Origin of the sequence: Motilibacter deserti (genome assembly GCF_011250635.1) — a bacterium.
GTDB classification, from domain to species: Bacteria; Actinomycetota; Actinomycetes; order Motilibacterales; family Motilibacteraceae; genus Motilibacter_A; species Motilibacter_A deserti.
Window position 1 is genome coordinate 173,085 of record NZ_JAANNP010000001.1, and the last position, 23,872, is coordinate 196,956.

22 protein-coding genes and 1 pseudogene are annotated in these 23,872 nt (G+C 74.4%); 6 read left to right on the top strand and 17 right to left on the bottom strand.

Annotated elements, in window-relative coordinates; translation table 11 throughout:
• The 8 genes and pseudogenes from G9H71_RS24845 to G9H71_RS24320 all read right to left on the bottom strand — a co-directional run.
• On the bottom strand, positions 1-984 hold a 984-nt coding region (locus G9H71_RS24845), incomplete at its 3' end, for a HAMP domain-containing protein (protein ID WP_166276450.1).
• Between the two features lie 340 nt (positions 985-1,324).
• Positions 1,325-2,557: pseudogene (locus G9H71_RS00770) on the bottom strand (DNA polymerase IV); the annotation flags it as partial.
• 48 nt (positions 2,558-2,605) lie between these two features.
• Positions 2,606-3,379, bottom strand: a complete 774-nt coding sequence (locus G9H71_RS00775) for a methyltransferase domain-containing protein (protein ID WP_166276456.1) — start codon at positions 3,377-3,379, stop codon at positions 2,606-2,608.
• Between the two features lie 40 nt (positions 3,380-3,419).
• Positions 3,420-7,538 (bottom strand): DNA polymerase III subunit alpha, encoded by a 4,119-nt coding sequence (locus G9H71_RS00780; RefSeq protein ID WP_166276459.1) that lies wholly within the window; start codon positions 7,536-7,538, stop codon positions 3,420-3,422.
• Positions 7,539-8,059: 521 nt separating this feature from the next.
• On the bottom strand, positions 8,060-8,551 hold the full coding sequence (locus G9H71_RS00785) for an SAV_6107 family HEPN domain-containing protein (protein ID WP_166276462.1): 492 nt from the start codon (positions 8,549-8,551) through the stop codon (positions 8,060-8,062).
• 310 nt (positions 8,552-8,861) lie between these two features.
• Positions 8,862-9,335, bottom strand: a complete 474-nt coding sequence (locus G9H71_RS00790) for a DUF6504 family protein (protein ID WP_166276465.1) — start codon at positions 9,333-9,335, stop codon at positions 8,862-8,864.
• A gap of 449 nt (positions 9,336-9,784) precedes the next feature.
• Positions 9,785-10,105 (bottom strand): DMT family transporter, encoded by a 321-nt coding sequence (locus tag G9H71_RS00795; RefSeq protein ID WP_166276468.1) that lies wholly within the window; start codon positions 10,103-10,105, stop codon positions 9,785-9,787.
• Positions 10,105-10,482, bottom strand: coding sequence for a DMT family transporter (locus G9H71_RS24320; protein ID WP_331272645.1), 378 nt, complete (start codon positions 10,480-10,482; stop codon positions 10,105-10,107). The genes G9H71_RS00795 and G9H71_RS24320 overlap by 1 nt, the downstream gene beginning before the upstream one ends.
• A gap of 225 nt (positions 10,483-10,707) precedes the next feature.
• On the opposite strand from G9H71_RS24320, the gene G9H71_RS00805 reads away from it, so the two are divergent.
• Positions 10,708-11,694: an ATP-binding cassette domain-containing protein gene (locus G9H71_RS00805; RefSeq protein ID WP_166276474.1), complete on the top strand. Its 987-nt coding sequence runs from the start codon at positions 10,708-10,710 to the stop codon at positions 11,692-11,694.
• Between the two features lie 44 nt (positions 11,695-11,738).
• Positions 11,739-12,557 (top strand): ABC transporter permease, encoded by an 819-nt coding sequence (locus G9H71_RS00810; protein ID WP_166278807.1) that lies wholly within the window; start codon positions 11,739-11,741, stop codon positions 12,555-12,557.
• A gap of 17 nt (positions 12,558-12,574) precedes the next feature.
• Here G9H71_RS00810 and G9H71_RS24850 read toward each other — a convergent pair whose 3' ends face one another.
• The 5 genes from G9H71_RS24850 to G9H71_RS00835 all read right to left on the bottom strand — a co-directional run bounded on the left by G9H71_RS24850 (position 12,575) and on the right by G9H71_RS00835 (position 15,986).
• On the bottom strand, positions 12,575-12,862 hold the full coding sequence (locus tag G9H71_RS24850) for a MoaD/ThiS family protein (protein ID WP_331272647.1): 288 nt from the start codon (positions 12,860-12,862) through the stop codon (positions 12,575-12,577).
• Positions 12,863-12,869: 7 nt separating this feature from the next.
• On the bottom strand, positions 12,870-13,955 hold the full coding sequence (locus G9H71_RS24855) for a WD40/YVTN/BNR-like repeat-containing protein (RefSeq protein WP_166276477.1): 1,086 nt from the start codon (positions 13,953-13,955) through the stop codon (positions 12,870-12,872).
• 418 nt (positions 13,956-14,373) lie between these two features.
• Positions 14,374-14,787: a hypothetical protein gene (locus tag G9H71_RS00825; RefSeq protein WP_166276480.1), complete on the bottom strand. Its 414-nt coding sequence runs from the start codon at positions 14,785-14,787 to the stop codon at positions 14,374-14,376.
• On the bottom strand, positions 14,787-15,254 hold the full coding sequence (locus G9H71_RS00830) for a hypothetical protein (protein WP_166276483.1): 468 nt from the start codon (positions 15,252-15,254) through the stop codon (positions 14,787-14,789). The genes G9H71_RS00825 and G9H71_RS00830 overlap by 1 nt, the downstream gene beginning before the upstream one ends.
• Before the next feature lie 159 nt (positions 15,255-15,413).
• Complete coding sequence (locus G9H71_RS00835) at positions 15,414-15,986, bottom strand: TetR/AcrR family transcriptional regulator (RefSeq protein ID WP_166276486.1); 573 nt, start codon at positions 15,984-15,986, stop codon at positions 15,414-15,416.
• A 99-nt stretch (positions 15,987-16,085) separates the two neighbouring features.
• Between G9H71_RS00835 and G9H71_RS00840 the strand changes: the two genes are divergently transcribed.
• The gene (locus G9H71_RS00840) at positions 16,086-17,603 is read left to right on the top strand and encodes an MFS transporter (RefSeq protein ID WP_166276489.1); all 1,518 of its coding nucleotides are present in this window, start codon (positions 16,086-16,088) and stop codon (positions 17,601-17,603) included.
• An 88-nt stretch (positions 17,604-17,691) separates the two neighbouring features.
• Here the strand turns inward: G9H71_RS00840 and G9H71_RS00845 are convergent, their stop codons facing one another.
• Complete coding sequence (locus G9H71_RS00845; protein ID WP_407939665.1) at positions 17,692-18,525, bottom strand: phytanoyl-CoA dioxygenase family protein; 834 nt, start codon at positions 18,523-18,525, stop codon at positions 17,692-17,694.
• A 226-nt stretch (positions 18,526-18,751) separates the two neighbouring features.
• Here G9H71_RS00845 and G9H71_RS00850 point away from each other — a divergent pair, with 226 nt between their 5' ends.
• From G9H71_RS00850 to G9H71_RS00860, 3 genes are read left to right on the top strand one after another with little or no spacing between them, the layout of a single operon-like run.
• The gene (locus G9H71_RS00850) at positions 18,752-19,864 is read left to right on the top strand and encodes a LacI family DNA-binding transcriptional regulator (protein WP_166276492.1); all 1,113 of its coding nucleotides are present in this window, start codon (positions 18,752-18,754) and stop codon (positions 19,862-19,864) included.
• Between the two features lie 9 nt (positions 19,865-19,873).
• A complete protein-coding gene (locus G9H71_RS00855; RefSeq protein ID WP_166276495.1) occupies positions 19,874-20,896 on the top strand; it encodes a DUF3592 domain-containing protein in 1,023 nt (340 codons plus the stop codon).
• Positions 20,897-20,920: 24 nt separating this feature from the next.
• Complete coding sequence (locus tag G9H71_RS00860; RefSeq protein WP_166276498.1) at positions 20,921-21,616, top strand: monooxygenase; 696 nt, start codon at positions 20,921-20,923, stop codon at positions 21,614-21,616.
• Between the two features lie 2 nt (positions 21,617-21,618).
• Here the strand turns inward: G9H71_RS00860 and G9H71_RS00865 are convergent, their stop codons facing one another.
• The 3 genes from G9H71_RS00865 to G9H71_RS00875 are packed head-to-tail and all read right to left on the bottom strand — an operon-like array spanning position 21,619 to position 23,799.
• A complete protein-coding gene (locus G9H71_RS00865) occupies positions 21,619-22,221 on the bottom strand; it encodes a TetR/AcrR family transcriptional regulator (RefSeq protein ID WP_166276501.1) in 603 nt (200 codons plus the stop codon).
• Positions 22,205-22,933 carry a hypothetical protein gene (locus tag G9H71_RS00870; RefSeq protein WP_166276504.1) on the bottom strand — a complete coding sequence of 243 codons (729 nt, stop codon included), beginning with the start codon at positions 22,931-22,933 and terminating at the stop codon, positions 22,205-22,207. The genes G9H71_RS00865 and G9H71_RS00870 overlap by 17 nt, the downstream gene beginning before the upstream one ends.
• A 41-nt stretch (positions 22,934-22,974) precedes the next feature.
• Complete coding sequence (locus tag G9H71_RS00875) at positions 22,975-23,799, bottom strand: isocitrate lyase/PEP mutase family protein (protein WP_166276507.1); 825 nt, start codon at positions 23,797-23,799, stop codon at positions 22,975-22,977.
• Between the last annotated feature and the right edge of the window lie 73 nt (positions 23,800-23,872).

Here is a 23,872-nt window from a genome sequence, read left to right on the forward strand (position 1 = left end):
CGTGCTGTGGGCGATCTCGCGGATGGACGCGCCCATCTCCTCCGAGCCGGCGGCGACGGTGCCGACGCCGCGCGAGACCTGCTCGACGGTCGTGGCCACCGACTGCGCCTGCCGCGAGGAGTCGGCTGCGGCGGCCGAGATCTGCCCGGCCGCGCCCGAGAGCTGCTGGGCCGCGGCGGCGAGCCCGTCCGCGGAGTGCGAGACGGCGCCGACGAGGCCTCGGACGCCCTCCTGCGCGTGGCTCAGCGCGGCCGCCATACGACCGATCTCGTCGTTGGCACGGGTGTGGACGGCCCGGGTGACGTCCCCCTCGGCGAGCGCGTCGAGGGCCAGGACGGTCTCCCGCAAGGGGCGGACGATCCCGCGGGCGACGCGCCAGGAGATGCCGACGAGGAGCACGAGCGCGACCAAGATGCTGACCACCGTGGTGCGCCGGACCGCGCTCACGGCCGAGTCGACCGCAGCCTCGGCCCGGGCCACGTCGCCGTCCATCGCGTCGAGGGTGGAGGAGACTGCCGCGTCGGTGGCGTCGTTGGCCTGCTGGACGTCGTCGTAGGCGGCGCGAGCCTGGGCCTGGTCGGCCACTGCTCCGTCGATGACCTCCTCGATCTGCCCGAAGTAGTCATCGAAGGCCTGCTGCAGCTCGGTGACGGGCTTCGCCGTGCCAGCCGGCAGCTGCGCGGCGGGCGGAAGCTTGGCCAGGAGCTCCTCCGCGGTCGCGACGTCGTCGGCGAGCTCGGCCTTCTGCGCCTCGGGGTCCTTGCGGACCATCGCCTTGTAGGCGTCGACCTTGAGCTCGCTCGCCCGGGTGTCCAGGCGCAGGACATTGGCCCGCGCGTCACGGATCTTGCCCAGCAGGGCCTGTTCGTCGTCGATGCGCTCGGCACCGAGCACGGCGACCGCGCCGACGGTGAGGGTGGACAGGACGCCGACGCCTGCGATGGCGCCGAGCTTCGCGGAGATGGAGGCCGTAGGACGCTTCACGCTCTGCTCCCGATCGGAAGTGACCTCCTCCTGCACGGAGGAGTACCTTCTAGATCGCCCGGCCAGCATTGCGCCTGAGCCGATGGTCCCGGCCGTTATCGAGTCGAGACGGTCAGGAGTCGCCGGCTCCGCGGATCTGCATCCGCTGCGCGCGCGGGTCCGCGCCCGTTCGGGAGGAGCCGCGGCCGTTCGTACGCGGGCCGCGGGCCGCGTCCAGCGCCGCGTGGCCGGGCGGCGCGGCGGGCGGCCGAGCCGCTGGCTCGGCAGGTGATGCAGCGTTCGATGGGGTGCGCGACGGAGCGTTCGACGGAGTGCGCGTCGACGGGCCGTGCGGCCCCGGCTGGCGGGTCGAGCTCGCCTCCCCGACCAGTGAGGCGGGGCGTACGGCGTCCGCCCCGAAGCGCAGGGCCGCCCGGTCCGCGGCGCGCTCGGCGTCGCGCCAGCCGGCCGGCCGCTCGTCGAGCAGGAGCTGCTGGGGAGCGGTGTCGGCGTCGACGAGGCCTTCGACCCGGACCCCGACGAGCCGGATGCGGGCGCGCTGCAGTCCGAGCGCGTCGTAGAGGCCGCGCGCGGTGGTGTAGACGACCTGCGCGACGTCGGTGGTCTCACGCAGGGTCTTCGACCGCGTGATGGTGGTGAAGTCGGCGAACCTCACCTTGAGCACGACGGTGCGCCCGGCGTGGCCGGCCGCCCGCAGCCGGGACGCGGTGCGGGTCGAGAGCCGCAACAGCTCGCGGTGGATCACCGCGGGGTCGTCGACGTCCCGGGCGAACGTCTCCTCGGCCCCCGTGCTCCGCTCGGGCTCGCTGGCGACGACGGGCCGGTCGTCGTGCCCCCAGGCGAGCGCGTGCAGGTGCGGCCCGCTCGTCGGCCCGAGCGCGCGACGCAGGGTGTCGACCGGGACGGCCGCGAGGTCGCCGACGGTCCGCATCCCCAGCCGGGTCAGCGCCTCCTCGGTCTTCTCCCCCACTCCCCACAGCGCGCCGACGGGCAGCGGGTGCAGGAAGGCGATGACCTGGTCGCGCGGGACGACGAGCATCCCGTCGGGCTTGCAGGCGGTCGAGGCGAGCTTGGCGACGAACTTGGTCGGGGCCACACCGACCGAGCAGGTGATGCCTTGCTCGTCGGCGACGCGGTCGCGCAGCAGCTGAGCGATCGTGGCCGGCGAGCCGAGGCGGCGGACGGCACCGGAGACGTCGAGGAAGGCCTCGTCGAGCGACAGCGGCTCGACCACGGGCGTGATCGACCGGAAGAGCTCCATGACCCCGGCCGACACCCGGGCGTAGTCGTCGAACCGCGGTGGCAGGAAGGTCGCCTGCGGGCACAGCCGGCGCGCCCGTGAGGTGGGCATCGCGGACCTGACGCCGTAGGCGCGCGCCTCGTAGGTCGCCGACAGCACGACGCCGCGCGTGCCGTTGCCGCCCACCACGACCGGCGTGCCGCGCAGGTCGGGCCGGTCGAGCAGGGCGACCGACGCGTAGAACGCGTCCATGTCGACGTGCAGGACCGTGCAGCCGGCGTCCGGCCCGGTGCCGACGCTGGTGATCCGCTCACCGCGCGGCCCCCGGCTCACCGGGCGCCTCCGGGGCCGCTGCCCGTGGAGAGGCCGCGGGGCGAGCCGTCAGCCGCGGGTCGCCAGCACGTGGATCTGGGTGGCGACGGCTCGGAACGCCGGGTGCTCGGCCGCGGCGGACTCCAGGGCCAGCAGAGCGTCGACGGCTCCGGGCTCGCCGTCGATGAGCGCGCCGGGCACGAGGTCGGCGAAGACGCGGACGCCGTGGACGGAGCCCACGACGAGCCCGGCCTCGGTGAGCAGCTGCTCGAGCTCGGCGTCGCTGAACCGCCGCGGCATCGGGTCGCGGTCGCCCCACCGGCCAGCCGGGTCCGACAAGGCCTGCCGGGCTTCGGTGAAGTGCCCCGCGATGGCGCGGGAGAGCACCGCGGCGTTGCGGTTGGCGACGAGCAGGCTGAGCGTGCCGCCAGGGCGCAGGCACCCGGCGACGGCCGCCACCGCGGACGCCGCGTCATCGACGTGCTCGAGCACGCCGTGGCAGAGCACGAGGTCGACGCTCCCGGGCGAGACGACCTCGAGCAGGCCGGCGGCGTCGCCTTGGACTGCGGACACGCGGTCGGCCACGCCGGCCTCGGCGACCCGGCGCTCGAGCGCGGCGAGTGCGTCGGGGCTGGGGTCGACGACGGTGACGTTGTGCCCGCGCTCGGCCAGCGGCACGGCGAACCCGCCTGTGCCCCCGCCGGCGTCGAGCACGTCGAGCGGACGGTCGCCAGCGTCCCCGGGCCCCCCCGTGCGCTCGAGCACCGAGCGCAGGACGTCCCACACCACACCGGTGCGGACACGGCTGCGATCGGCACGGACGCGTGTCGGGAAGTCGGCCACAGCAGGGACCCTAACCGCCTGCTCTGACGCGGGTGCCGCGTCATCGGCCCGAGCTCCCCGGGCTGGAGTGCCACAGCTTGCGCGGCGCTGACTTGGCGTCACCGCCGGCGGGTGCGATGTCCGCGTAGGGGGACTGCCGGAACCCGCTGGGGTGGACCAGGACCCGGTGCGTCAGGCGGTCCGGCGCAGCCGCAGCAGCCCCCGCTCCAGCCGCAGCCGCAGCCGCAGCGCCCTCCACTCCAGCCACAGCCGCCGGAGCATCGGGCAGCGGTACGCCGCCGGCCGGGAACGGGCTCCGTCCCCGCATCCCGCCCGCACCGGACCCGGCGTCGCTCTCGCGGGGCTCGTAGGTCCCGACGCTGGAGCCGACGGGAGGCCGGACGAGGACCGGGCGGCTCGACCTGCTTGCGGCAGCGCCGGCGACGGCCTGCTCGAGCGCCGCCTGCCCCACCGCTGCCGGGTCCGCGCTCATCAGCTCCTCCACCGCGGGCATTCCCTCGGCCTCCCAGGCCGCGTAGAGCCGAGGCAGCTCCCAGCATCCGGTCGCGCGCAGCGAGATGCCGCGCGGCCCGGTGCGCCGGGTGACCCCGCGGATGACGAGCAGCCACGAGTGGAACAGCGTCGACGCGTAGCCGATCTGCGCGTCCTCGAAGAACGTGGCGTCCACCGGGCCGGTCGCGTCGTCGAGGGTGACGAAGACGACCCGTCGGCCGGAGCGGATCGGCGGGGTCTGGGTGGCGACCTTCACCCCGGCGACGAGCACCTCGGACGCGGAGCGGCGGGAGAGCAGCCCCGTGGACCGGGTGACCCCGAGCGCGTCCAGCAGCGGGGTGTAGAAGTCGACGACGTGCCGGCTCACGTCGAGGCCGAGGACCTCGAGCTCGGCGCGTACGCGCTCCGCGCTGGTCATCTCCGGGAGCCCGCTCCCCCGTACCGCGTCGGGTGCGTCGCCCAGGTCGAGGGCGAGCTGCATCGGCTGCTCGGCCACGGGCGCGGCCGCCTGCGACTGGCGCGCCGCACGCTCGCGCACGTCGAACGTGCCGCCCTGGGCACGTCCACCGGTGCCGCCATCACCAACGCCAGCGCTCCCAGCACCTCCAGCACCGGCACCGGCCTCGAGGCCTGCAGTCGGATTCATGTCCCGAGCTTCGCCAGTCGGCCGGACGGCCTTGGTGCGGGCACGCCCGCGGGCACCAGCCCCGCGCGTCGTGGCGCGCGACCACCGGTCGAGCTCGAGGACCTGCAGCAGCAGGTCGCGGCGGGTGACCGCTCCCCGGCGCCGGACCGGCACCGGGGAGCCGATGCCGTAGATCGAGTCGAAGGCGCCGGCGACGACGAGCCGCTCCACGATCGGCCGGGAGACGCGTGCCCGGTGCCAGAAGTCCGCGAGCGAGCCGTAGGGACGGCCCCCGACGATGCGCGCGGTCTCGGCGTCGGAGATCCCCTTCACGTCGGCCAGCCCGAGCCGGATGCCGTAGGCCCGTCCGTCGGGCAGCCCCTCCTCCGGCTCGCGCCGCGGCGGGGCGTCCAGGATCCACGGAGGCGGCTCGTCGAGGACGCCGACGCGCTCGACGCGGTATTCGGCGTCGGAGAGGTTGACGTCGAGCGGGAGGACGGCGATGCCGAACTGGCGCGCGTCGTCGAGGATCAGCCGCTTGGGGTACATCCCCGGGTCGTGTGTGAGCACGCCGGCCAGGAACGCCGCCGGATGGTGCGCCTTGAGCCACGCCGACTGGTAGGTGGGCAGGGCGAACGCCGCGGCGTGGGCCTTGCAGAACCCGAACGAGGCGAACGCCTCGAGCACCTCCCACACCCGCTGCACCAGGTCGGGCTCGTATCCGCGGGCGAGCGCACGGGGGAAGAAGAGCTCCTTGAACTCCGTCTTGCCGACGGCGTCACCGAGCGCGCGACGGGCTTCGTCGGCCTCCGCGAGGGTGCATCCCGTGAAGGTCGCGACGATCTCGAGGACCTGCTCGTGGAAGACGACGACCCCGCTCGTCCCCTCGAGCACCGGGCGCAGGTCGTCGTGCAGGTAGTGCGCCGCGCTCCACCCCTGCCGGGCCTCGAGGAACGGCGTGACCATGTCGCTCTTGACCGGGCCGGGCCGGAACAGCGAGATGTCGATGATGAGGTCGGCGAAGGTCTCCGGGGAGAACTTGCCGACCAGCTCGCGCTGGCCCGGGGACTCGATCTGGAAGCAGCCCAGGGTGCGCGAGGACTGGATGAGGCGGTAGGTCGCGGGGTCGTCGAGCGGCACCTGCCGCTGGTCGTCGACGTCCACCCGGACGTCGTCGACCCGCGCGATCTCGCTCATCGCGTGCGCCATCGCGGACTGCATGCGCACGCCGAGAACGTCGAGCTTGAGCAGGCCGAGGTCCTCGACGTCGTCCTTGTCGAACTGGCTCATCGGGAAGCCCAGCCAGCTCGCCTCGACGGGGGTGCGGTCGAGCAGTGTCGCGTCCGACAGCAGCACCCCGCACGGGTGGAGCGCGACGTGCCGGGGCAGGCCGTCGAGGCGCTCAACGAGGCCGAGCATCAGGTCCAGCCGGGAGGCGTCGATGCCGCTGGCGCGCAGCTCGGGCAGCTCGCGCAGCGCGACCCGCGCGTCGCGTGCGCGGATGTGCGGGAACGCCTTGGCCAGCGAGTCGACCTCGCCGGGGGGCAGCCCGAGCGCGGCGCCGACGTCGCGGATCGCGTGGCGCACGCGGTAGGTGTCCATCATCGACACGCACGCCACCCGCTCGCCGCCGAACCGTTCGAGGACGCGCTCGTAGACCTCGGTACGGCGCGCGGACTCGACGTCGACGTCGATGTCGGGCAGCTGGGCCCGCAGCGGGGAGAGGAAGCGCTCCATCAGCAGCCCGTGGCGCATCGGGTCGACGCCCGAGACGCCGAGCAGGTAGTTGACCAGGCTGCCGGCCCCGGAGCCGCGCGCGGCGCACCGGACGTCCATGCCCCGGATGAGGTCCACGACGTCCGCGACCGTGAGGAAGTACGGCGCGAACCCGAGCCCGGCGATGACCCCGAGCTCGTCGGTGAGCCGGTCCAGCACCTCCTTCGTCGGGGCCATCGCCCGCCGCCCGAGCCCCGCCTCGCACCGGGCGCGCAGGACGGCGTCGGCCGACTGCCCTTCGCTCACGGCACGCGGGTCGAGGACGTCGAGCTCGGGCAGGTGCGCCTTGCCGAGGCCGAGGTCCTCGACCGGGTCGAGGGCGCACCGGTCGGCGACGCCGCGCGTCGTCGCGAGCAGCCGAGAGGCGGCCTGCTCGCCGAGCCCGGCCAGCCGCGCGACCTCCTCGGCGACGAGGGCCATCTCCTTGCCGCTCTTGAGGCAGCCCTCCGCGTTGGTGCGGTCGACCGCACGCTCGCTGAGCGGCACGAGCCGGCGCGCGGAGTCCAGCACGTCCGCGACCGGCGCGTCGGCCCGGTCGGCGTAGCGGACGGCGTTCGCCAGCACGGCCCCCACGCCCTCGTCCGTGGCGAGGCGCAGCATCCGCGCAGCGGCCGCGCTGTCGCCCCGGCCGCGGTGGGAGACGACCTCGACGTAGAGGCTGCCGGCGGGCAGCAGCGCACGCCACCGGTGCAGCAGCGCACGAGCGCGGTCCGGGCGCCGCGCGGCCAGCGCACGCCCGACGTCCGAGCCCGGCCCGACCAGCACGAGCAGCCCGCCGTCGGCGGCGTGCTCGGCGATCAGGTCCATCGTCGTCACCGGACGGCCGCGCTCGCCCCGCAGATGGGTCGCGGACACCAGCCGGCACAGGGACGCCCATCCGCGGCGGCTCTCCGCGAGCAGCACGATGCGCGGGTGGCGCGGGTCCACCTCGGCGCCACCGCGCGCGGGAGTACGTCGTGACGGGGCGCCGACCGGACCGGCCACCGGACCGGCCACCGGACCGGCGGCTGCGGCTGCCCCGGTGCCGCCGGCCGGCTCGACGGCCGGGTCCACCGCGAGGTCGACGCCGAGGACGGGGCGGAGCCCGGCGCGCATGCACGCCTTCACGAACCGCACCGCGCCGTAGGTGCCGTCCCGGTCGGTCAGGGCGAGCGCCTCCATCCCGTGGTCGGCCGCGCGCTCGACGAGGACGTGCGGGTGCGATGCGCCATGTCGCAGCGAGTAGCCGGAGGCGACGTGGAGGTGGACGAACGGGTCGCCGGTCATCGGAGACGTCGCGGGTGCCAGGCCGTCAGGACGGTGCGAGGGCCAGAGCCACGCCGCGACGCAGCGCCGAGGCGTGCCGCAGAGCAAACGCGCACCGCAGAACCCGCACGTGCCGCAGAACCGGCGCGCACCGTAGAGCGCGCGCAGGCCCGTGCCGAGCGGGACGAGCCCGGCGGGGCCGGAGCCGGCACGCCGAGACCCGGCACGCCGAGGAGAGCCGTATCGCGCAGGAGAGCCATGGAGGAGCCTTGCCAGAGCAGAGGTTGGAGCAGGGTCTTGGGACGGTGCAGGACGACGTGGCGGGCGAGCAGTCGACCGCGGCGCAGAAGCAGGCCCGAGATCGCGCTGCGGTGCGGTGTCCGTGGGAGTGGCGCTCCCGCACCGGACGCGGCACGGGACAGCACAGCGACCAGCACAGGAACCACCACCGGAACCAGCACAGGACACGGCACGGGAACGAGCATCCGAACAGCACGGGAGCCAGCACCGGGCCTAGCGACTCCGGTCCGGGGCGCCACTGGTCAGGCTGGGATACCGAGAGCGGACTCGACGACGCCTAGGAATGCCTCGGCGTCGCGCAGCAGGTCGTCCGCGTCGCGCTCTGACACGGCGCGGCGCAGCCCCGCCTCGGCCGCGGCCCGTTTGGACGCTCCCGCCGCGAAGAACGTCGCCCACTCCTGCATCTCCGGGGCCACCCGGGTCAGCAGGTCCCACGCCGTGCGGACGCGCCGACGACCGTCCGGTCGGGCACGGACCGCCAGGATCGCCGCTGCTGCGTGGAGCGCCGCCCGGTGCGCGGCCGCGTAGCGGTCGGCCGGCACCGTGCTCGCCGCAGAGCGCGCGAGGTCGCGGCGCGCGGCGTCGAGCAGGTCGAGCGCTGCACCCGGCAGCGGCGCCCGGTAGGGAGCCGGACCAGAAGCACGGCCGGTGGCCGTCCCGGAAGCCCGGCCGGCAGCCGTCCCGGACGCGCCGTCGGAAGCCCCGCGCGCGCGAGCCAACGTCCCCGTCGTCATGTCTCCTCCTCCTGGTCCGGCTGTTGGTCGTCCCGTTGCTGGACCGCCGGCCGGCCGGTCGTCGCCGCCAGCTCGGCCACTCGCTCCGCTGCCACCACTCGCTCCGCTGCCACCACTCGCTCCCTACCTCTGTCCACTGCCCCTCGCTCCGCTGCGTCCCTCGCCGGGGCCGCCGGGTGCACACGCAGTCCGAGGCGGTCCGGGTCGGTCCTAGGCGGTCCGCGTCGGCCGCGTCGGCCGCGTCGGCCGCGTCGGCCGCGTCGGCCGGGTCGTCCCGGGGTCGGTCCGCGTCGCTCCGGGTCGGCCCCGGTCAGTCCAGGGCCGTGGTGAGGCGCCAGCCTCCGACAGCCCAGTCGAAGGCCAGGTCGAAGACTCCGCTGCCTGCGGCCCGGCCTGCGCTGGCCTCGACCCGCCACATCTCTCGCTCGCCTGCCTCCTCGAGGGCCAGCCCGGACGAGGCCGGCGGCAGCGCCGAGCCCCGAACGGTCGAGGCGCTCGAGGCGCTCGAGGGGTCGGGGGCACCGGAAGCCCCGACGCCGACAGGAGCGGGCCCCCGGTCGGAAGCCGACGCCGGGCGTGGCATGGACGGGGTCGCGGGCACGCCGGAGCCGGGCGCCTCGTCGGTGCCGTAGACGAGCTGGGCCGCGGGAGCCCTCCACCACGCCCCGGTCTCCACCCAGTGGGCGAGGACGTCGCGGACGACGTAGAGCTTGCCGCGCCAGAGGAACTGCTCAGGGGCGTCATCGCGGCGACGGACGTCCACGGGGTCGTCGTACCGTCTCATCGGTCTCCTCCTTCACTGCGCACGCCGAGGCGAGCGAGTGCCGGGGGAAGCGGCACGCGCAGACCGGCACGGCGGCCTCGGACGGCCAGGTCGCTTCCCCACGCCCTGGCCGTCCGCTGCCGCCTCACCGGCACGGGGGGTCGAGGTCCCGTGCCGGCGAGCCGATCATTCGAACGTCTGTTCGAACACCGGCAAGGCTAGCCCCTAGCCCCGACAGCCCGCAACGGCAGGCCCGCCGCCCGTTCGAGCGACACCGCGTCCGCGGCTCGGGCGACCCCGCGCACCGCCGGGACGAGCGGACGCGAGGGGACGCGAGAGCCGGACGGCCAAGAGCCAGCAGGCGGGACAGAAAGCCAGCAGGCAGGACAGAGAGCCGACGGGCAGGCCAGGGAGCAGGGAACCAGGGACCGAGCACAGCGCCGGACCGGAGAGGCCGGACAGCGCCGGCGCTAGTGCGGCCGACCGAGCTCGACGAGCAGGACCCCGGCGATGATGAGCACGATCCCGCACGCCATCGTCCGGGAGACCGCCTCCGCAAAGAGGACGCGCCCGAGCAGAGCCGTCAGTGCGACCCCGCTGGCGGACCAGATGCCGTAGGCGACCCCGATCCCCATGCCGCGGTCGAGCGCGAGGGCCAGCATCACGAAGGCCACCGCATATCCGACGGCGACGGCGGCGTACCACGAGCCGGAGCCGCGGGTCGCCATCCGCAGCGACACCGTGCCCGCGACCTCGGAGAGGATGGCGAGCGCGAGGAAGGCGTACGCCATCAGGCGCGGCCCTCGGGCTCCGGCGCCGGGCGGGCCCCGAGCTCCACGAGCAGCACCCCGCCGATGATGAGCGCGATCCCGGCCGTCATCGTGGCGGTGAGCGGCTCGTCGAACAGGACCGCGCCAAAGGCGGCGGTGAGCGCGACGCCGGTGGCGCCCCAGATGCCGTACGCGACCCCGAGGGCCATGCCGGCGCGCAGCACCGCGGACAGGAAGACGAACGAGGCGAGATACCCCACGGCCACCAGGGCGTACCAGCCCGGGGAGTCCAGCGCGGCCTTCAGGGACAGCGAGCCGGTCACTTCACTGAGCACGGCACCGGCGAGGAGGGCCCATCGGCTCGCAGCACCACCCCTGACGACCGCGCTCCCCACCACCGAACGACCGTAGCAACACCGCCGACCCGCACCGCCACCCCAGGGCACCACGAGGAAACGCCTGCAGAGCAGCATTTCTCCGGGCGACCGCACCCGACCACCCGCCCGCCCACGACGCCGCTGCCTCGAGCAACCAAACTCCTGCGCCGCAAGTATTTGGTTGTTCCGTAGGACTAGCACCGGCTAGCCTGCCGGGAGCAGCAGCACCCGTGCGAAGGGGACGCGATGACGGAGCTGGCCATCGAGACCATCGGCCTGGCGAAGACCTTCGGAGCGACCCGCGCGGTGGACGGCGTGGACCTGCAGGTGCGCCGCGGGCGCATCCACGGGTTCCTCGGCCCCAACGGCGCCGGGAAGACCACCACGATCAGGATGCTCGCGACCCTGCTGCGCCCGGACGCGGGCAGCGCGCAGGTGTTCGGCCACGACGTGGTCCGCGAGGCCGACGAGGTCCGCAGCCGGATCAGCCTCACGGGGCAGTTCGCCTCCCTGGACGAGGACCTCACGGGGATCGAGAACCTCGTCCTGCTCTCGCGGCTACTCGGCTACTCGCGCCCGGCGGCGCGCAACCGCGCCGAGGAGCTCCTCGCGGCGTTCGGCCTGACCGACGCCGCCACCCGCCAGGTGAAGAAGTACTCCGGCGGCATGCGGCGCCGCATCGACATCGCGGCCAGCATCGTCGTCACACCTGAGCTCATCTTCCTGGACGAGCCGACGACCGGGTTGGACCCACGCAGTCGAAATCAGGTATGGGACATCGTCCGTGCACTGGTGGCGGGCGGGACGACCGTCCTGCTCACGACGCAGTACCTCGACGAGGCCGACCAGCTCGCGGAGCAGATCTCCGTCATCGACAACGGCCGGGTCATCGCCGAGGGCACGCCGGGCGAGCTCAAGGCCTCCGTTGGGTCGGGCGCTCTCCTCGTCCGCGTGCAACGCCCGGAGCAGCGGCCGGCGGCCCGGGGCCTGCTCGAGCGCGTGCTCGCCGTCCCCGTACGCGACGAGGCCGACCCCGCGGCGCTGACCGCGACCGTCGACGACCCCGGGCCGGTGGCCCGCGCGCTCACCGAGCTCGACCGGGCCGGCATCGGGCTCGCACAGTTCTCCCTCGGCCAGCCGAGCCTTGACGAGGTGTTCCTCGCCCTGACCGGCCACGCCGCCACATCCTCCGACGACGCCGAGCCCGCCGACCTCCAGGAGAGCTCCCGGTGACCGCGACCGATGCCCGCCAGCAGGCCCCCTCGCCGCGCCAGCCGCTGGAGCAGATCTCCGGCGAGGCACTGCAGTCCGTGCTGCTCGCCGGCGCCCGCCCGCCCCGCCCCGGGCCGCTCTCGGTCTCCGCGACATTCGGCTGGCGGGCGATGCTGCGGATCAAGCACGTGCCGGAGCAGCTGTTCGACGTGACGGCGTTCCCGGTCCTGATGACGCTGATGTTCACCTACCTGTTCGGCGGCGCGCTCGCCGGGTCGGTGGACCGCTACGTCCAGTTCTTCCTGCCGGGCATCCTCGTGCAGACCGTCGTGATGATCACGATGTACACCGGCGTCGCGCTCAACACCGACATCACCAAGGGCGTCTTCGACCGCATCAAGTCGCTGCCCATCTGGCGGCCCTCGGCCCTGGTCGGGGCGCTGCTCGGCGACGTGGTCCGGTTCACCATCGCCTCCGCGATCGTCATCCTGCTCGGACTGGCCCTCGGCTTCCGACCGGACGGCGGGGTGCTCGGCGTGCTCGCGGGCGTGGCGCTGCTGCTGGTGTTCTCGTTCAGCCTGGGCTGGCTGTGGACCCTGCTAGGGCTCGTGCTGCGAACCCCGAACTCGGTGATGAACACCAGCATGATGGCGCTCTTCCCGCTGACCTTCGCGAGCAACATCTACGTCGACCCGGAGACGATGCCGGGGTGGCTGCAGGCGGTCGTCGACGTCAACCCGGTGGCGCACCTGGTGACCGCGATCCGCGGCCTCATGGAGGGCAACGGCGACATGGGCGACATCCTGCTCGTGCTCGTCGAGTCCGCGGTGCTCGTCGCCGTCTTCGGGACGTTGACGATGCGGCGCTACAACAGGCGCGCCTGACTTCGGCGAAGCCTGCTTCAGCCGCCGGCGACCGACGGGATGACGAGCAGCTGGGCCCCGGCGGGGAGCGGGGCGTCCAGCCCGCAGAGGCGTACGTCCTCCTCGCCCACATAGACGTTGACGTAGCGGCGCAGCTCCCCGCGGTCGTCGCAGAGCCGTCGGTGCAGCAGCGGGTGGCGCACCGCCAGCTCGCGGAGCAGCGCGCGGGTGCTGTCCCCGTCGTGCACCGGGAGGATCACCGCCGGGCGGCCGTCCGCGAGCTCGCGCAGTGCGGCGGGGAGCCGGACCGTGACGTCCACGCGCACCCGCCGCTCAGGCGAGGACCGCGGCCCGGACGCAGAGGACGTCCGGCAGGTGACGGGCGACCACGGACCAGCTCTCGCCCTCGTCCCTGCTGGCGTAGACCTCGCCGTTGCGGTTCCCGAAATAGACGCCCGCCGGCACGCCGCCGTCGGTGGACATGGCGTCGCGCAGGACGACGCCCCCGAAATGCGGCTCGTCCGGCAGCCCGGCACTGGTCGACCGCCAGGTGGCCCCCGCGTCGTCGGTGCGGAACACCCGGCATCTGCCGTCTGCCGGCCTGCGGTCCATGTCCGCGACGAGCGGGAACACGTACGCGGTGCCCGGCCGGTGCGGGTGCGCGACGACCGGGAACCCGAAGCTCGCGGGCAGGCCGTCGTCGATCGGCGCCCAGGTCGTGCCCTCGTCGTCGCTGCGGAAGACACCACCGTGGTTCTGGGCAAACAGCTGCTCGGGCCGGCCGGGGCTGAACGCGACCTTGTGCACGCATTGCCCGAACTCGGGTTCGGGCTCTGGCAGGAAGGCGGCGGAGATGCCGCGGTTGGCGGCGGTCCAGCTCTTCCCGCGGTCGGCGCTGCGGTAGACGCCTCCGGTGGACATGGCGACGAGCACCCGGTCCGGCTCCACCGGGTGCGGGAGGATCGTGTGCACGGCCTGCCCGCCGTACCCCTCCCCCCACTCCGGCCGGTGCGGGTGGTCCCACAGGCCGTCGACGAACGAGAACGAGCGCCCTCCGTCCTCGGACCGGAACAGCGCCGACGGCTGCGTTCCGGCCCAGACCACGTCGGGCTGCGACGCGGGCGCCGGCTGCAGCTGCCAGACCCGCGTGAGCGAGGTGCCGGTCCGCTCGGGGAAGCGGACCGGGGCGTCCTCGGGCTCCTGCCAGGTGCGTCCGAGGTCGTCGGAGGTCATGACGGACGGCCCCCAGTGCTCGCTGTCCACGCCGGCCAGCAGCCGCGGGACCGCGCCCCGGGTGTCGATGGCCACGGAGTAGACCGCGTTCATCCCCAGCAGCCGGTCGGACAGCTCCCAGCCCGACCCGGTGTCCGAGGCCAGCCAGAGGCCTTTGCGCGTCGCGATCGCCACGAGAGCAGGCACAGGGATCCTTCCGTACAACGAGGAGGTTGTCGCGCAGGACCAACGCTCGTACGTTGCCACTCCCCGGTGCGCGGCGCAATGCCCAGCCGCCGCCGGTCGTGTCGTGCGGGGAACGGACCGGACGTCAGCGAGCGGACAGACACCCGCACAGCAGCGCGACAGGCTGGTCGCACGCAGGACGCCCGATCCGAGACCTCGCAGGAGGCCGCCATGTTCGTCGTCTCCGAGCGCTCGACCGGCCAGGTCGTCCGGGTCACGCGGGACGAGAGCGCCGTCCGTCGCTACGGCGCGAACGCGAGCTACGTGGTGGCCGCGCTCTGAGGCTGCTCCCCCGGACGAGCACGTACGCCGAGCCGGCCGCCGCTCTCCCAGCGCGGCGCCCGGCCCGGCATAACGTCCTCTCAAAGGCCGCCCGGCGTCAGAAGCACATGTTGACGTTGGCGGTGTTGGTCTTCCACCCGGTCGACGACGTCACCGTCGCGTAGACCTCGTCGCAGCCCTCCCAGTCCTCGTCGAGCACGTCACGGGGGACGAGCGCGTTGAGGGAGAAGTTGCCGTTGCACGCGTAGCCGCTGACCTCGTAGCGCAGGTCGTCGTCGAACGCCGCGTCGTCGCCCTTGAGCCGCATCTTGATGGTCGAGTAGGCGGGCGCGCCGGCGACATATCCGTAGGACGAGACGTAGTAGTAGCCGGGGTACGCGGTGGAGGCGCTGATGCGCAGCTTCGCGTACGACGGCGACGCCGCCGACGACGGTGCCGCCGTGGCGACGGCGACGGGCAGGGCGAGCGCCGCCCCGAGGGCGAAAGCCGTGGCCTTCTTCAGGATGCTCATCAGAAGCTCCCCGTCACGACGTTGGTGGTGAGCTGGAAGCTGCCGAGCGCCGGGTCCCAGATGTGGGCGCGCGCATAGACCTCGTCCTGCCCCCAGTCCTCGTCGAGGGTGTCGCCGTCGATGGTGAACTGGGTCCAGAAGTCGCCGTTGGGGAACGTCGTCATCCAGTTCTTGTCGAAGAGGTTCTCGTCGAACCACGTGTCGTCGGAGTAGAGGCTGATGCTGAAGTTCCGCGGCGTGACGCTCGTCAGCGTGGCGTGCCCGCTGATGGTGACGGAGTAGTTGCCTCCTCCGACCGAGCGGATCGCGAGGTGCGCGTAGTTGTAAGACGCCCGCTTCACCGTCGCCGACGGTTTTGCCTTGTGCTCGCCGATGCTTTGGGCGTTTGCCGCGCCGGCGCCGGCGAGGCCGAGTCCTGCGGTGACCGCGGTGGCTGCTGCGACAGCGGCCAGCTTGTACCGAAACATACGTCTCCTCCTGGGGCGGAACAGGGATGGCCGAGAGCCGGCCGGGAATGGTCGGCGACCTTTTGCGGTGCGCGCCGCGCACCGTCGATCGCCGTACGAAGAAGGTAGGACGCCGGCCAGGCCCGGCGCGTGGGGAGAACTCCCCATCTTGGGGGGCGGCTAGCTGCCGACGAGCGGCCCGTCCTCGCGGGTGAGCGCCAGCAGCAGCTCGCGCGTGCGGCGCAGCTGCTCGACGTCGTAGCCGCCCTCGTAGAGCCCAGCGACGGCCGCGCCGTCGGCGGCCCGGACGACGAGGAGCACCCGGTCGGGGTCCAGGCCGTCGGCGGCGAACGCCTCGTCCCAGCGCTGCTTGTCCAGCCGCATCACCTCGACCACGCCGGGCACCGCGGAGAGCGCCGCGGCCAGCACCACGTAGTCGTGCGCTGCGGGCCCGTCGTCGAGCGCCGCGAAGGTGACCGAGACGTAGGCGCGGACCAGCCTGCCCTTCGCGTGATCGGCAGGGTCGACGGCAGCCGCCACCGCGTCCCGGAAGAGCTCGGCTTGGTCCTCGGCCACCTCGAGCAGCAGCGCGTCGCGCGAGCCGAAGTGGTGGAGCAGGCCGCCCTTGGACACGTCGGCCGCGCGCGCGATGGCATCGAGGCTCACCCCGGCCCCGTGCGCCACGACGGCGGCGGCGGCCGCGTCGAGCACTGCTCGGCGGGTGCGGGCGGTGTCGCGCTCCTTGCCCGCCATCAGCGCGCCTCCGTCCGCTCCGGCTCCCGCAGAAGGCAACCCTACATAGCCGACCGGATGGTTTGCAGTGCCGACCGTTCGGTCGGTAACGTGGCCGGTATGGCCTCCCCCACCAGCGCGCCGCCCTTGCCGACGACGCCGCGCGCGGGCGCCCGGCAGTGGGCCGCCCTGGCCGCGCTCACGTTGGCCGTCACCCTGCTCGCGGTGGACGGCACGGTCCTGGCCCTGGCGGTGCCGGCCCTCACCGCCGACCTGGCGCCCTCGGCGACCGCCCTGCTGTGGATCGGGGACGCCTACTCGTTCGCCCTCGCCGGACTGCTCATCAGCATGGGCACGCTCGCCGACCGCATCGGGCGCAAACGGCTGCTGCTGGTCGGCGTGAGCGGGTTCGGCGCCGCGTCCCTGCTGGCGGCCCTCGCTCCGAGCGCGGGCTGGCTCATCGCGGCCCGGGTGCTGCTCGGCGTCGCGGGCGCCACGCTCATGCCGTCGACGCTGTCGATCGTCCGCAACCTCTTCCTCGACGCGCGGCAGCGCACGCGCGCCGTCGCCGTCTGGTCAGCGGGCGCCTCGGGCGGCGCAGCCCTCGGGCCTCTCGTCGGGGGCGCCCTGCTCGAGCACTACTGGTGGGGCTCGGTCTTCCTCATCAACCTGCCGGTGATGCTGGTCGTGCTCGTGGCCGTTGCCGCCCTGGTGCCCGAGTCGCGCAACCCGTCCGCCGGCCCGCTGGACGCGTGGAGCGTACTGCTGTCCGCGGCGGCGGTCGTGCCGTTCGTCTGGACGGTCAAGCACGCGGCCCAGAACGGCCCGGGCCTCGCCGGCGCGGCGTCCCTCGGGCTCGCGATCGCAGCGGGAGCCGCTTTCGTGACGCGACAGCGACGGCTTCCCGACCCGCTCGTCGACGTCGGGCTGTTCACCCGCCCCGCGTTCGCGGGGACCGTGGCCGCGAGCCTGATCGCCGTCTTCGCCTTCAGCGGGCTGCTCTTCTTCTTCTCGCAGTACCTCCAGCTGGTCCGCGGCTACAGCCCGTTCGAGGCTGGGATCCGCGAGCTCCCGCTGACGCTCGCGTCGATCGCCGTCGTGGCGGTCGCGGTGCCCGTCATGGCCCGGCTCGGCGCCGGCCGCGCGCTCGCGGCCGCTCTCCTCGTGGCGGCGGCCGGCCTCGCGGTGCTCGCACTGGCGGAGGGGCAGCCGGGGTACGCCGGGCTCGCCCTGGGGCTGGTCGTCACCGGGCTGGGCGTCGGGCTGGCGTTCACGGCGGCCACCGACGCGGTGCTCGGCGCCGTGCCCCGCGACCGGGCCGGAGCAGCCTCGGCGATCTCGGAGATGTCCTACGAGCTCGGCATCGCCCTCGGCATCGCCCTGCTGGGCACGGCGCACACGCTGCTCTACCGCGACCGCTTGCCCGACCTCGCCGGCCTGCCGGGCGCGACGCAGGACGCCGTGACCGAGTCGCTCGCCGCCGCGTACGCCGCACTGCCCGGGGGCGGTGCGCTGCTCGACGCCGCCCGCCACGCCTTCGCCCAAGCGATGCAGGTGACATCGGGCATCGCCGCCGCGCTGCTCGTCGCCGCCGCCGGAGTGGCGTGGAAGCTCATGGGCGCGCGGCCCCGGACCTGACGCCTGCGCCCGTCCTCAGCAGAGCGCCGGCCCCTCGTCGGCGGCGGGCTGGCACAGCACCGCCGCCGACGACCGGAGGAGCGAAGGACTACTCCGCCTCGCCCATCACGAGCCCCTCGATGCTGTGCTTCTGCGTGATCGGGGTGAGCTCGTCGACGATCGGGCAGACGAGGTGGTCGCGAACGCTCTGCGGCAGCTGCGCCCAGTAGCCCTTCGTCACCGCGAGGTCGTGGTGCTCGGCGTTGCCGGCACCGGGGGCGTCGACGCCGATGACGAGCACCGGTCGCGACTTCTGCGACTCGTTCTTCGTGCCGCGGTGGATCGTGAGCGCCGAGCGGGCCGAGATGTCGCCCATCTTCGGGTACTTGCGGACGGCCCGCTCCTGGTAGCGCGGGTAGAGCGGCTTGGGCGGGAACATCTCGTGGCCGAACGCCTCGGACCAGTCCCACTGCGTGCCGGGTGCGATCTCGAAGGGGCCCATGTCCTCCTCCGTGTCGACGGCCGTGAGGTTGAAGGCGAGGCTGGTGAGCCGCCCTTCCCGCCGGGTCGTCTCGGGCATCGGGAAGTCGCGGTGCCAGGGCTGGTTGACCGCACCCGCGAACGGGATGTCGAAGCCGACCTCGACGATCTGGTAGTCCGGCCCGAGGACGGACTCGCACACCTTCCGGAACCACGGGTGGTCGACGATCTCGACGAACGCGCGCAGCTGCTCGGGGTGGATCTCGACGTACCACCGCTTGGGGCCGCGGCCGACCGCGCCACCCGGGCGGCTGCGCGCCTCCTCGAACGCAGCCTCGATGTCCTCGCGCATGCCCTCGGCGAGCTCGCGGCTGAACGCGCCCTTCTTCGCGGTGATGCCGTCGGTGTAGAGCGCGCGGACGATCGCGGTGGCCTCGTCGTCGGCTCCCGGCGGCAGGGGCAGGACGTCGGTGTCGCGGATGGCGGTGACGATCACGGCGCGCTCCTCCTCGAGTCGGTGTGCGACTACCTTGCCACGTGGCATTGCCACGTGGCAAGAGGGAACGGCCAGGGCGCTTGCTCCTAGCTGGCACGATGATCCGGAGCATTGCGGGCACGCGCCGCGAGACACGTCCGTGCGGGGACGCGGACGGGTTTGCCCCTGGAGCGGCCGAGCGGGAGGGAGCGACGTGGCAGCGAGCATGCGCGACGTCGCCGCACTCGCCGGCGTCTCCCCGCGCACCGTCTCGAACGTCGTCAACGACGCGCCGTACGTCGCGGCTGCCACCCGCGCCCGCGTCGAGCAGGCGATGCGCGACCTCGGCTTCCGCCCCAACTCCGCCGCACGCAGCCTGCGGCGCGGCCGGTCGGGGCTGGTCGCCCTGGTGGTGCCGGAGATCGGCACGCCGTACTTCTCCGCGCTCGCCGCCGCACTCAGCGAGGCCGCCGAGGAGCGCGGCTGGACCCTGCTGGTCGAGCAGTCGCACGGCGACCCGCAGCGCGAGCGCCGGCTGCTCGACGGCGTACGCGACCAGCTCGTCGACGGCGTCTTCTTCAGCCCGTGGGGGCTCCGCCCGCAGGACCTGCGCGAGCGCCTCGACCCCACCCCCCTGGTCCTGCTCGGGGAGCAGGGCGACACGTCCGCGGCCGACCACGTCGTGATCGACAACGAGGCCGCGGCCCAGGAGGCGACGGCGCACCTGCTCGGGACGGGGCGCCGACGGGTCGCCGCGGTCGGGGCCACCTCGCCCGTGGGCCGCGAGACCGTCCGCCTGCGCCGCGCCGGCTGGGCCGCGGCGCACGCGGCGGCGGGGATCGACGCCGACCCCGCGCTCGAGGTGCCGGTGGAGTCGCTGCACCGCGCGGCGGGCGCAGCCGCCGTGCGCCGGATGGCGGACGGGGGACTGCGGTTCGACGCGCTCTTCTGCTTCACCGACGAGCTCGCGCTGGGCGCGATGCACGCGCTGCTCGAGCGCGGGCTGCGCGTCCCGGAGGACGTGGCCCTGGTCGGGTTCGACGACATCGAGGACGGCCGCTACGCCACCCCGAGCCTCACGACGGTCTCCCCCGACCTCGCCGCCATCGCCCGAGAGGCCGCGGCATGCCTTGCCGGCCGGCTGGAGCGCCCGCGTCCAGCCGCGCCCGGCGGGGCGGGGGCTCAGCAGGACGAGCACCGCACCGTGGTCGCCCCGCACCGGCTGATGGTGCGCCGGTCCAGCGCAGCAGGCCCCCCGTCCCCGGCTGACGTCGGGGGCTGTCGAGACCGCCGCACGCCAGGTGCGCCGGCGGCCGCGACGGGGTAGCCCGTCCCCATGAGCCGGCCCAGCCCGACCCAGCGCCGCCCGCTCCCGCCCGGCCGCCGGGCCCGCCAGCTCGCCGGCGTGCTGCTGGTCCTCGGGGCCGCTCTCAGCACGGTGGCCTTCTTCGGCTGGCGCGGGGAGGCGGACCTGCGCGACCTGTCCCGGCTGGAGCGGGCCACCGCCGCCGCGGCGGACGTGCGCGACCACCGCCGCGGCCCGGACACGGTGACCCTGCGGTTCCCCACGGCCGGCGGCGAGGTCGCGGCCGACGTGCCGGTCGAGGACTCCGCGCGGGCCCGCCCCGGCGCCGAGATCGAGGTCGCGTACGTCCCCGCCGACCCCGAGCGGGTGCGGACGGTCGAGCACTGGTCGCCGGCGTACGAGGAGTGGACGGCGTACGCCGTGATGGTCTTCCTGGGCGCCCTGGCCGTCGGTGCCGCCGGCCTCGTCTCGGTCCTGCGCGGCGGGGCGGGCGAGGCCGACAGCGCCGAGCCGGCCGACCCCGGGCCGCAGGACCCGCTGGGCGAGCGGCTCCTCGTCACTGACCGCCGGCTCGTCGCGGCGCCCTTCGTGGCGTTCGCCGCGCTCTTCTTCGTGCTCGTCCCGGTCGGCATGTCCGTGCCGGGCAACGAGCTGTGGGCCCTGCTCGCCGTCGCCACCGGCACGGCCGCCGCCTCCGCCGCGGCGGGCGGGCTGCTGGCCTGGCGCACGGGCAGCGACGGGATCTGGGCCACCGACGAGCACCTCGTGGTCCGCAAGGGCCGCGCGGTCCGCCGCTGGCGCTGGGACGACCTGCGGGCGCTCAGCTTCTCGCGCGGGGGCGCACCGGAGGAGCTCAGAGCCAAGGCCGACGGCGGCCGGTTCGACGAGCCGGGCCCGGTCCTGTGGGGCACGTTGCTCGTGCCGGCGGCTCTGCCCGGCGCGAAGTGGCACGCCTATCGGCGGCTCCGCCAGCTGTGCGCCGAGCACGGCGTGCCGTTCGACGTCGAGGAGGAACTCCCCTTCACCCGACACGGCGAGGTGCAGTACGGGTGAGGTGCGCCTAGGCTCGTCCCCGCGATGACCGAGCCGTACGTGACGTTGCACCTGTGGGGCGTCCCGACGCACCGGGCTCCCTCCGCCGCCGCCCGCATGGCGCTGGACCGCCGCCCGCTCCGGCAGGCCGACGGGCTGCGGTTCGCGAAGCTGCTGGGGACGGGCTCGGGGCGGACCTTCACGACACGCGATGCGGACTTCCGGCACTGGGCGCTGCTGGCGGTGTGGGACGACGAGCGCGACGCCCTCCGGTTCGAGCGGGAGAGCCCGCTGCACCGCCGGTGGGGCCGGCTGCGCGACGAGCAGCTGCGGGTGGCGCTGCGCCCACTCGCCAGCCGCGGGCGCTGGTCGCGGCGCGAGCCCTTCGGCGACCCCGAGCCGCGTCGGCACGACGGCCCCGTCGCCGCGCTGACCCGCGCCCGCATCCGTCCCACCCGGGCGGTCGCCTTCTGGCGCGCAGTGCCGCCGGTCTCGGCCCAGCTGCACCGCTCCCCGGGGCTCCGGCTCGCCGTCGGCATCGGAGAGGCGCCCGTCGGGCTGCAGGGGACCTTCTCGCTCTGGGAGTCCGCGCAGACCCTCGTTGCGTTCGCCCACCGCAGCCCGGAGCACCTCGACGCCGTCCGGCGGACCGCGGAGACGGGCTGGTACGCCGAGGAGCTGTTCGCGCGGTTCGCCGTGCTCTCCGTCGACGGGGCCTACCGGGGCCGCGGCTTCGGCTGACGTCAGGCCGCGCAGCGCAGGAAGCGCGACACGACGTCGTGCAGCACCGCGAGCTCCGCGTCGACGTCGAGCGACTCGTCGCCGGAGAGCCGCAGATAGACGACGTCGGTCATCGACTGCACCCACGATGCGGTCGCCTCCGCGTCGTGGCCGCTGTCCACCACGCCGGACTCGGTGCAGCGGCGCACGAGCTCCGTCAGGGCCGAGCGCGTCGCCGCCTCGGTCCGCGCGACGAGGGCCGCGAACTCCGCGTCCCGCGACGCCTGCTGGATGACGACGCCCACCAGCCCGAGGTAGTCCCGCTCCCGCACGTCGGCCACCAGCCCGTCCACGAGACGCCAGAGCGCGGCAAGCGGGTCGGCCTCCGCCAGCGCCCGCTCTGCGCGCTCGGCCTGCTCGGCCTCGTCGAGCTCGAACAGCGCGTGCAGCAGGGCCCGCTTGTTGGTGAAGTAGTGGAAGAGCGTGCCGGAGCCCACACCGGCCTCGGCGCACACGTCCGCGGTCGTCGTCGCGTCGAAGCCCTTGCGGGAGAAGCACCGCCCGGCTGCGGCCAGGATGTGCAGCCGCCGGGCCGCGTGCTTCTCGGGGTCAACCGTCCGTGCCACGCCGCTCATTGTCGGCGTCAGAGCGGGAGGAGTAGGCAGCCTCCCGCTCCGCGCGCGCCTGCTCCTTCGCGCGGCGCCGCTTGACCTCGCGGGCCGCGACCACCGCGGCCACCACGAGAGGTGTCCACCACTTCAGCGAAGCCAGGATCGCCGATATCCATCCGGGGAGCGCGAGGTCCGGCAGGTCCGGCACCGGCAGCTCAGGGAGGTCGAGCTGCGGCAACCGGGGCAGTGGCAGGGACGGGAGGTCGAAGGTCGGGATGTCGATCGACGGCAGGTCCAGCCGGGGCAGCAGATGGCCCAGCAGCAGGCGGAGCCCGAGCAGGGCGGCGAGGACCTCCGCGGCCGCGACCGCGACGTGGCGGGCGGCGTACGCCCGGGGGTGCTCGCGCTTGAAGCGGGCGATGCGCGCCGCGCGGGTGCCCGGCGGCGGCTCGAGCGGAGTGCGCTCCTCGCGCGGCACCGGAAGCGGGCTTCCGTCGAGGTGCTCGACGAGGTCGCACCGCCGGACGCGGTTGCGCACGTCCCACCCGACGTCGATCCGGGTCTCCCCGTGGGTGAGCGTCGCGCGTTCCAGATAGCCCGCCTGCTGCTCGTCGACCTCGACCCCGTCGGCGAGCAGCCGGGCGGCGCGGGGGCGCCCCGGGAGGGGCGCCTCGACCTCGTACGCCACACCGTGGTGGCGGATGCGGTAGGCAGCTGAGGTAGCCACCCGGCGATTATTGGAGCGGACACTCCAGCAATGCAACCCCCTCAGGCGCCGGGGCGGAAGCGCAGGCTGTCGGGGTACGCCCCGCGGCCCGTCAGCTGGCCGGCCACCCGTCCCAGCTCGGCGTAGGCGGCGCCCATGGGGCCCGGCCCGAAGCTGATGCGCGCGGCCCCCGCGCCGGCCAGCTCGGCGAGAGACGGCATCGCGGGATGCGCCAGCACGCTGAGCCGGCCCTCGAACTCCTCGGACAGCCGTCGCACGGTGGGCAGGTCGGCCACGCCGAGCACGAAGACGCAGTCCGCGCCCGCCTCGAGGTAGGCGCGCCCGCGGGCCGCCGCCTCGTCGACGTCGCCACCGCCGGCCAGGACGTCGGTGCGGGCGTTGAGGACCAGCGGCACGCCGACGGCCTCGGCCGCCGCCCGCACCGCCTGCAGCCGGCGCACCTGCTCCTCCACCGGCCGCAGCGGCCCCTCGTCGTCACCCAGGCTGTCCTCGAGGTTGCAGCCGACCGCGCCGGCCGCGAGCAGCAGGCCTACGGTGCGGGCAACGTCCTCGGGCGCCTCGCCGTAGCCCTTCTCCAGGTCCGCCGTGACGGGCAGCGGCACCGCGGCCGCGACTCGGCCGATCGCGGCGATGGCATCGGCGAGCGGCAGCTGCTCGCCGTCCGCGACGCCGTGAGCGGCGGCGATCGACCAGCTCCCCGTAGCGATCGCCGCGACGCCGGGCTGCGCGGCCACGACGCGGGCGGCGGCGGCGTCCCACACGTTGACGAGGACGAGCGGGTCGCCGGGACGGTGCAGATCGCGCAGCCGGCGCGCCTTCTCGGCGAGGGCGGCGCGACGGTGGGGGTCGTTCAGCGCAGAGATCATGGACGCACTCTGCCCGTGCCGGGCACCGCCGGTCGCGCGGATTTCGGCCGAGGTGCCCGCGTGGGGCGGCCCG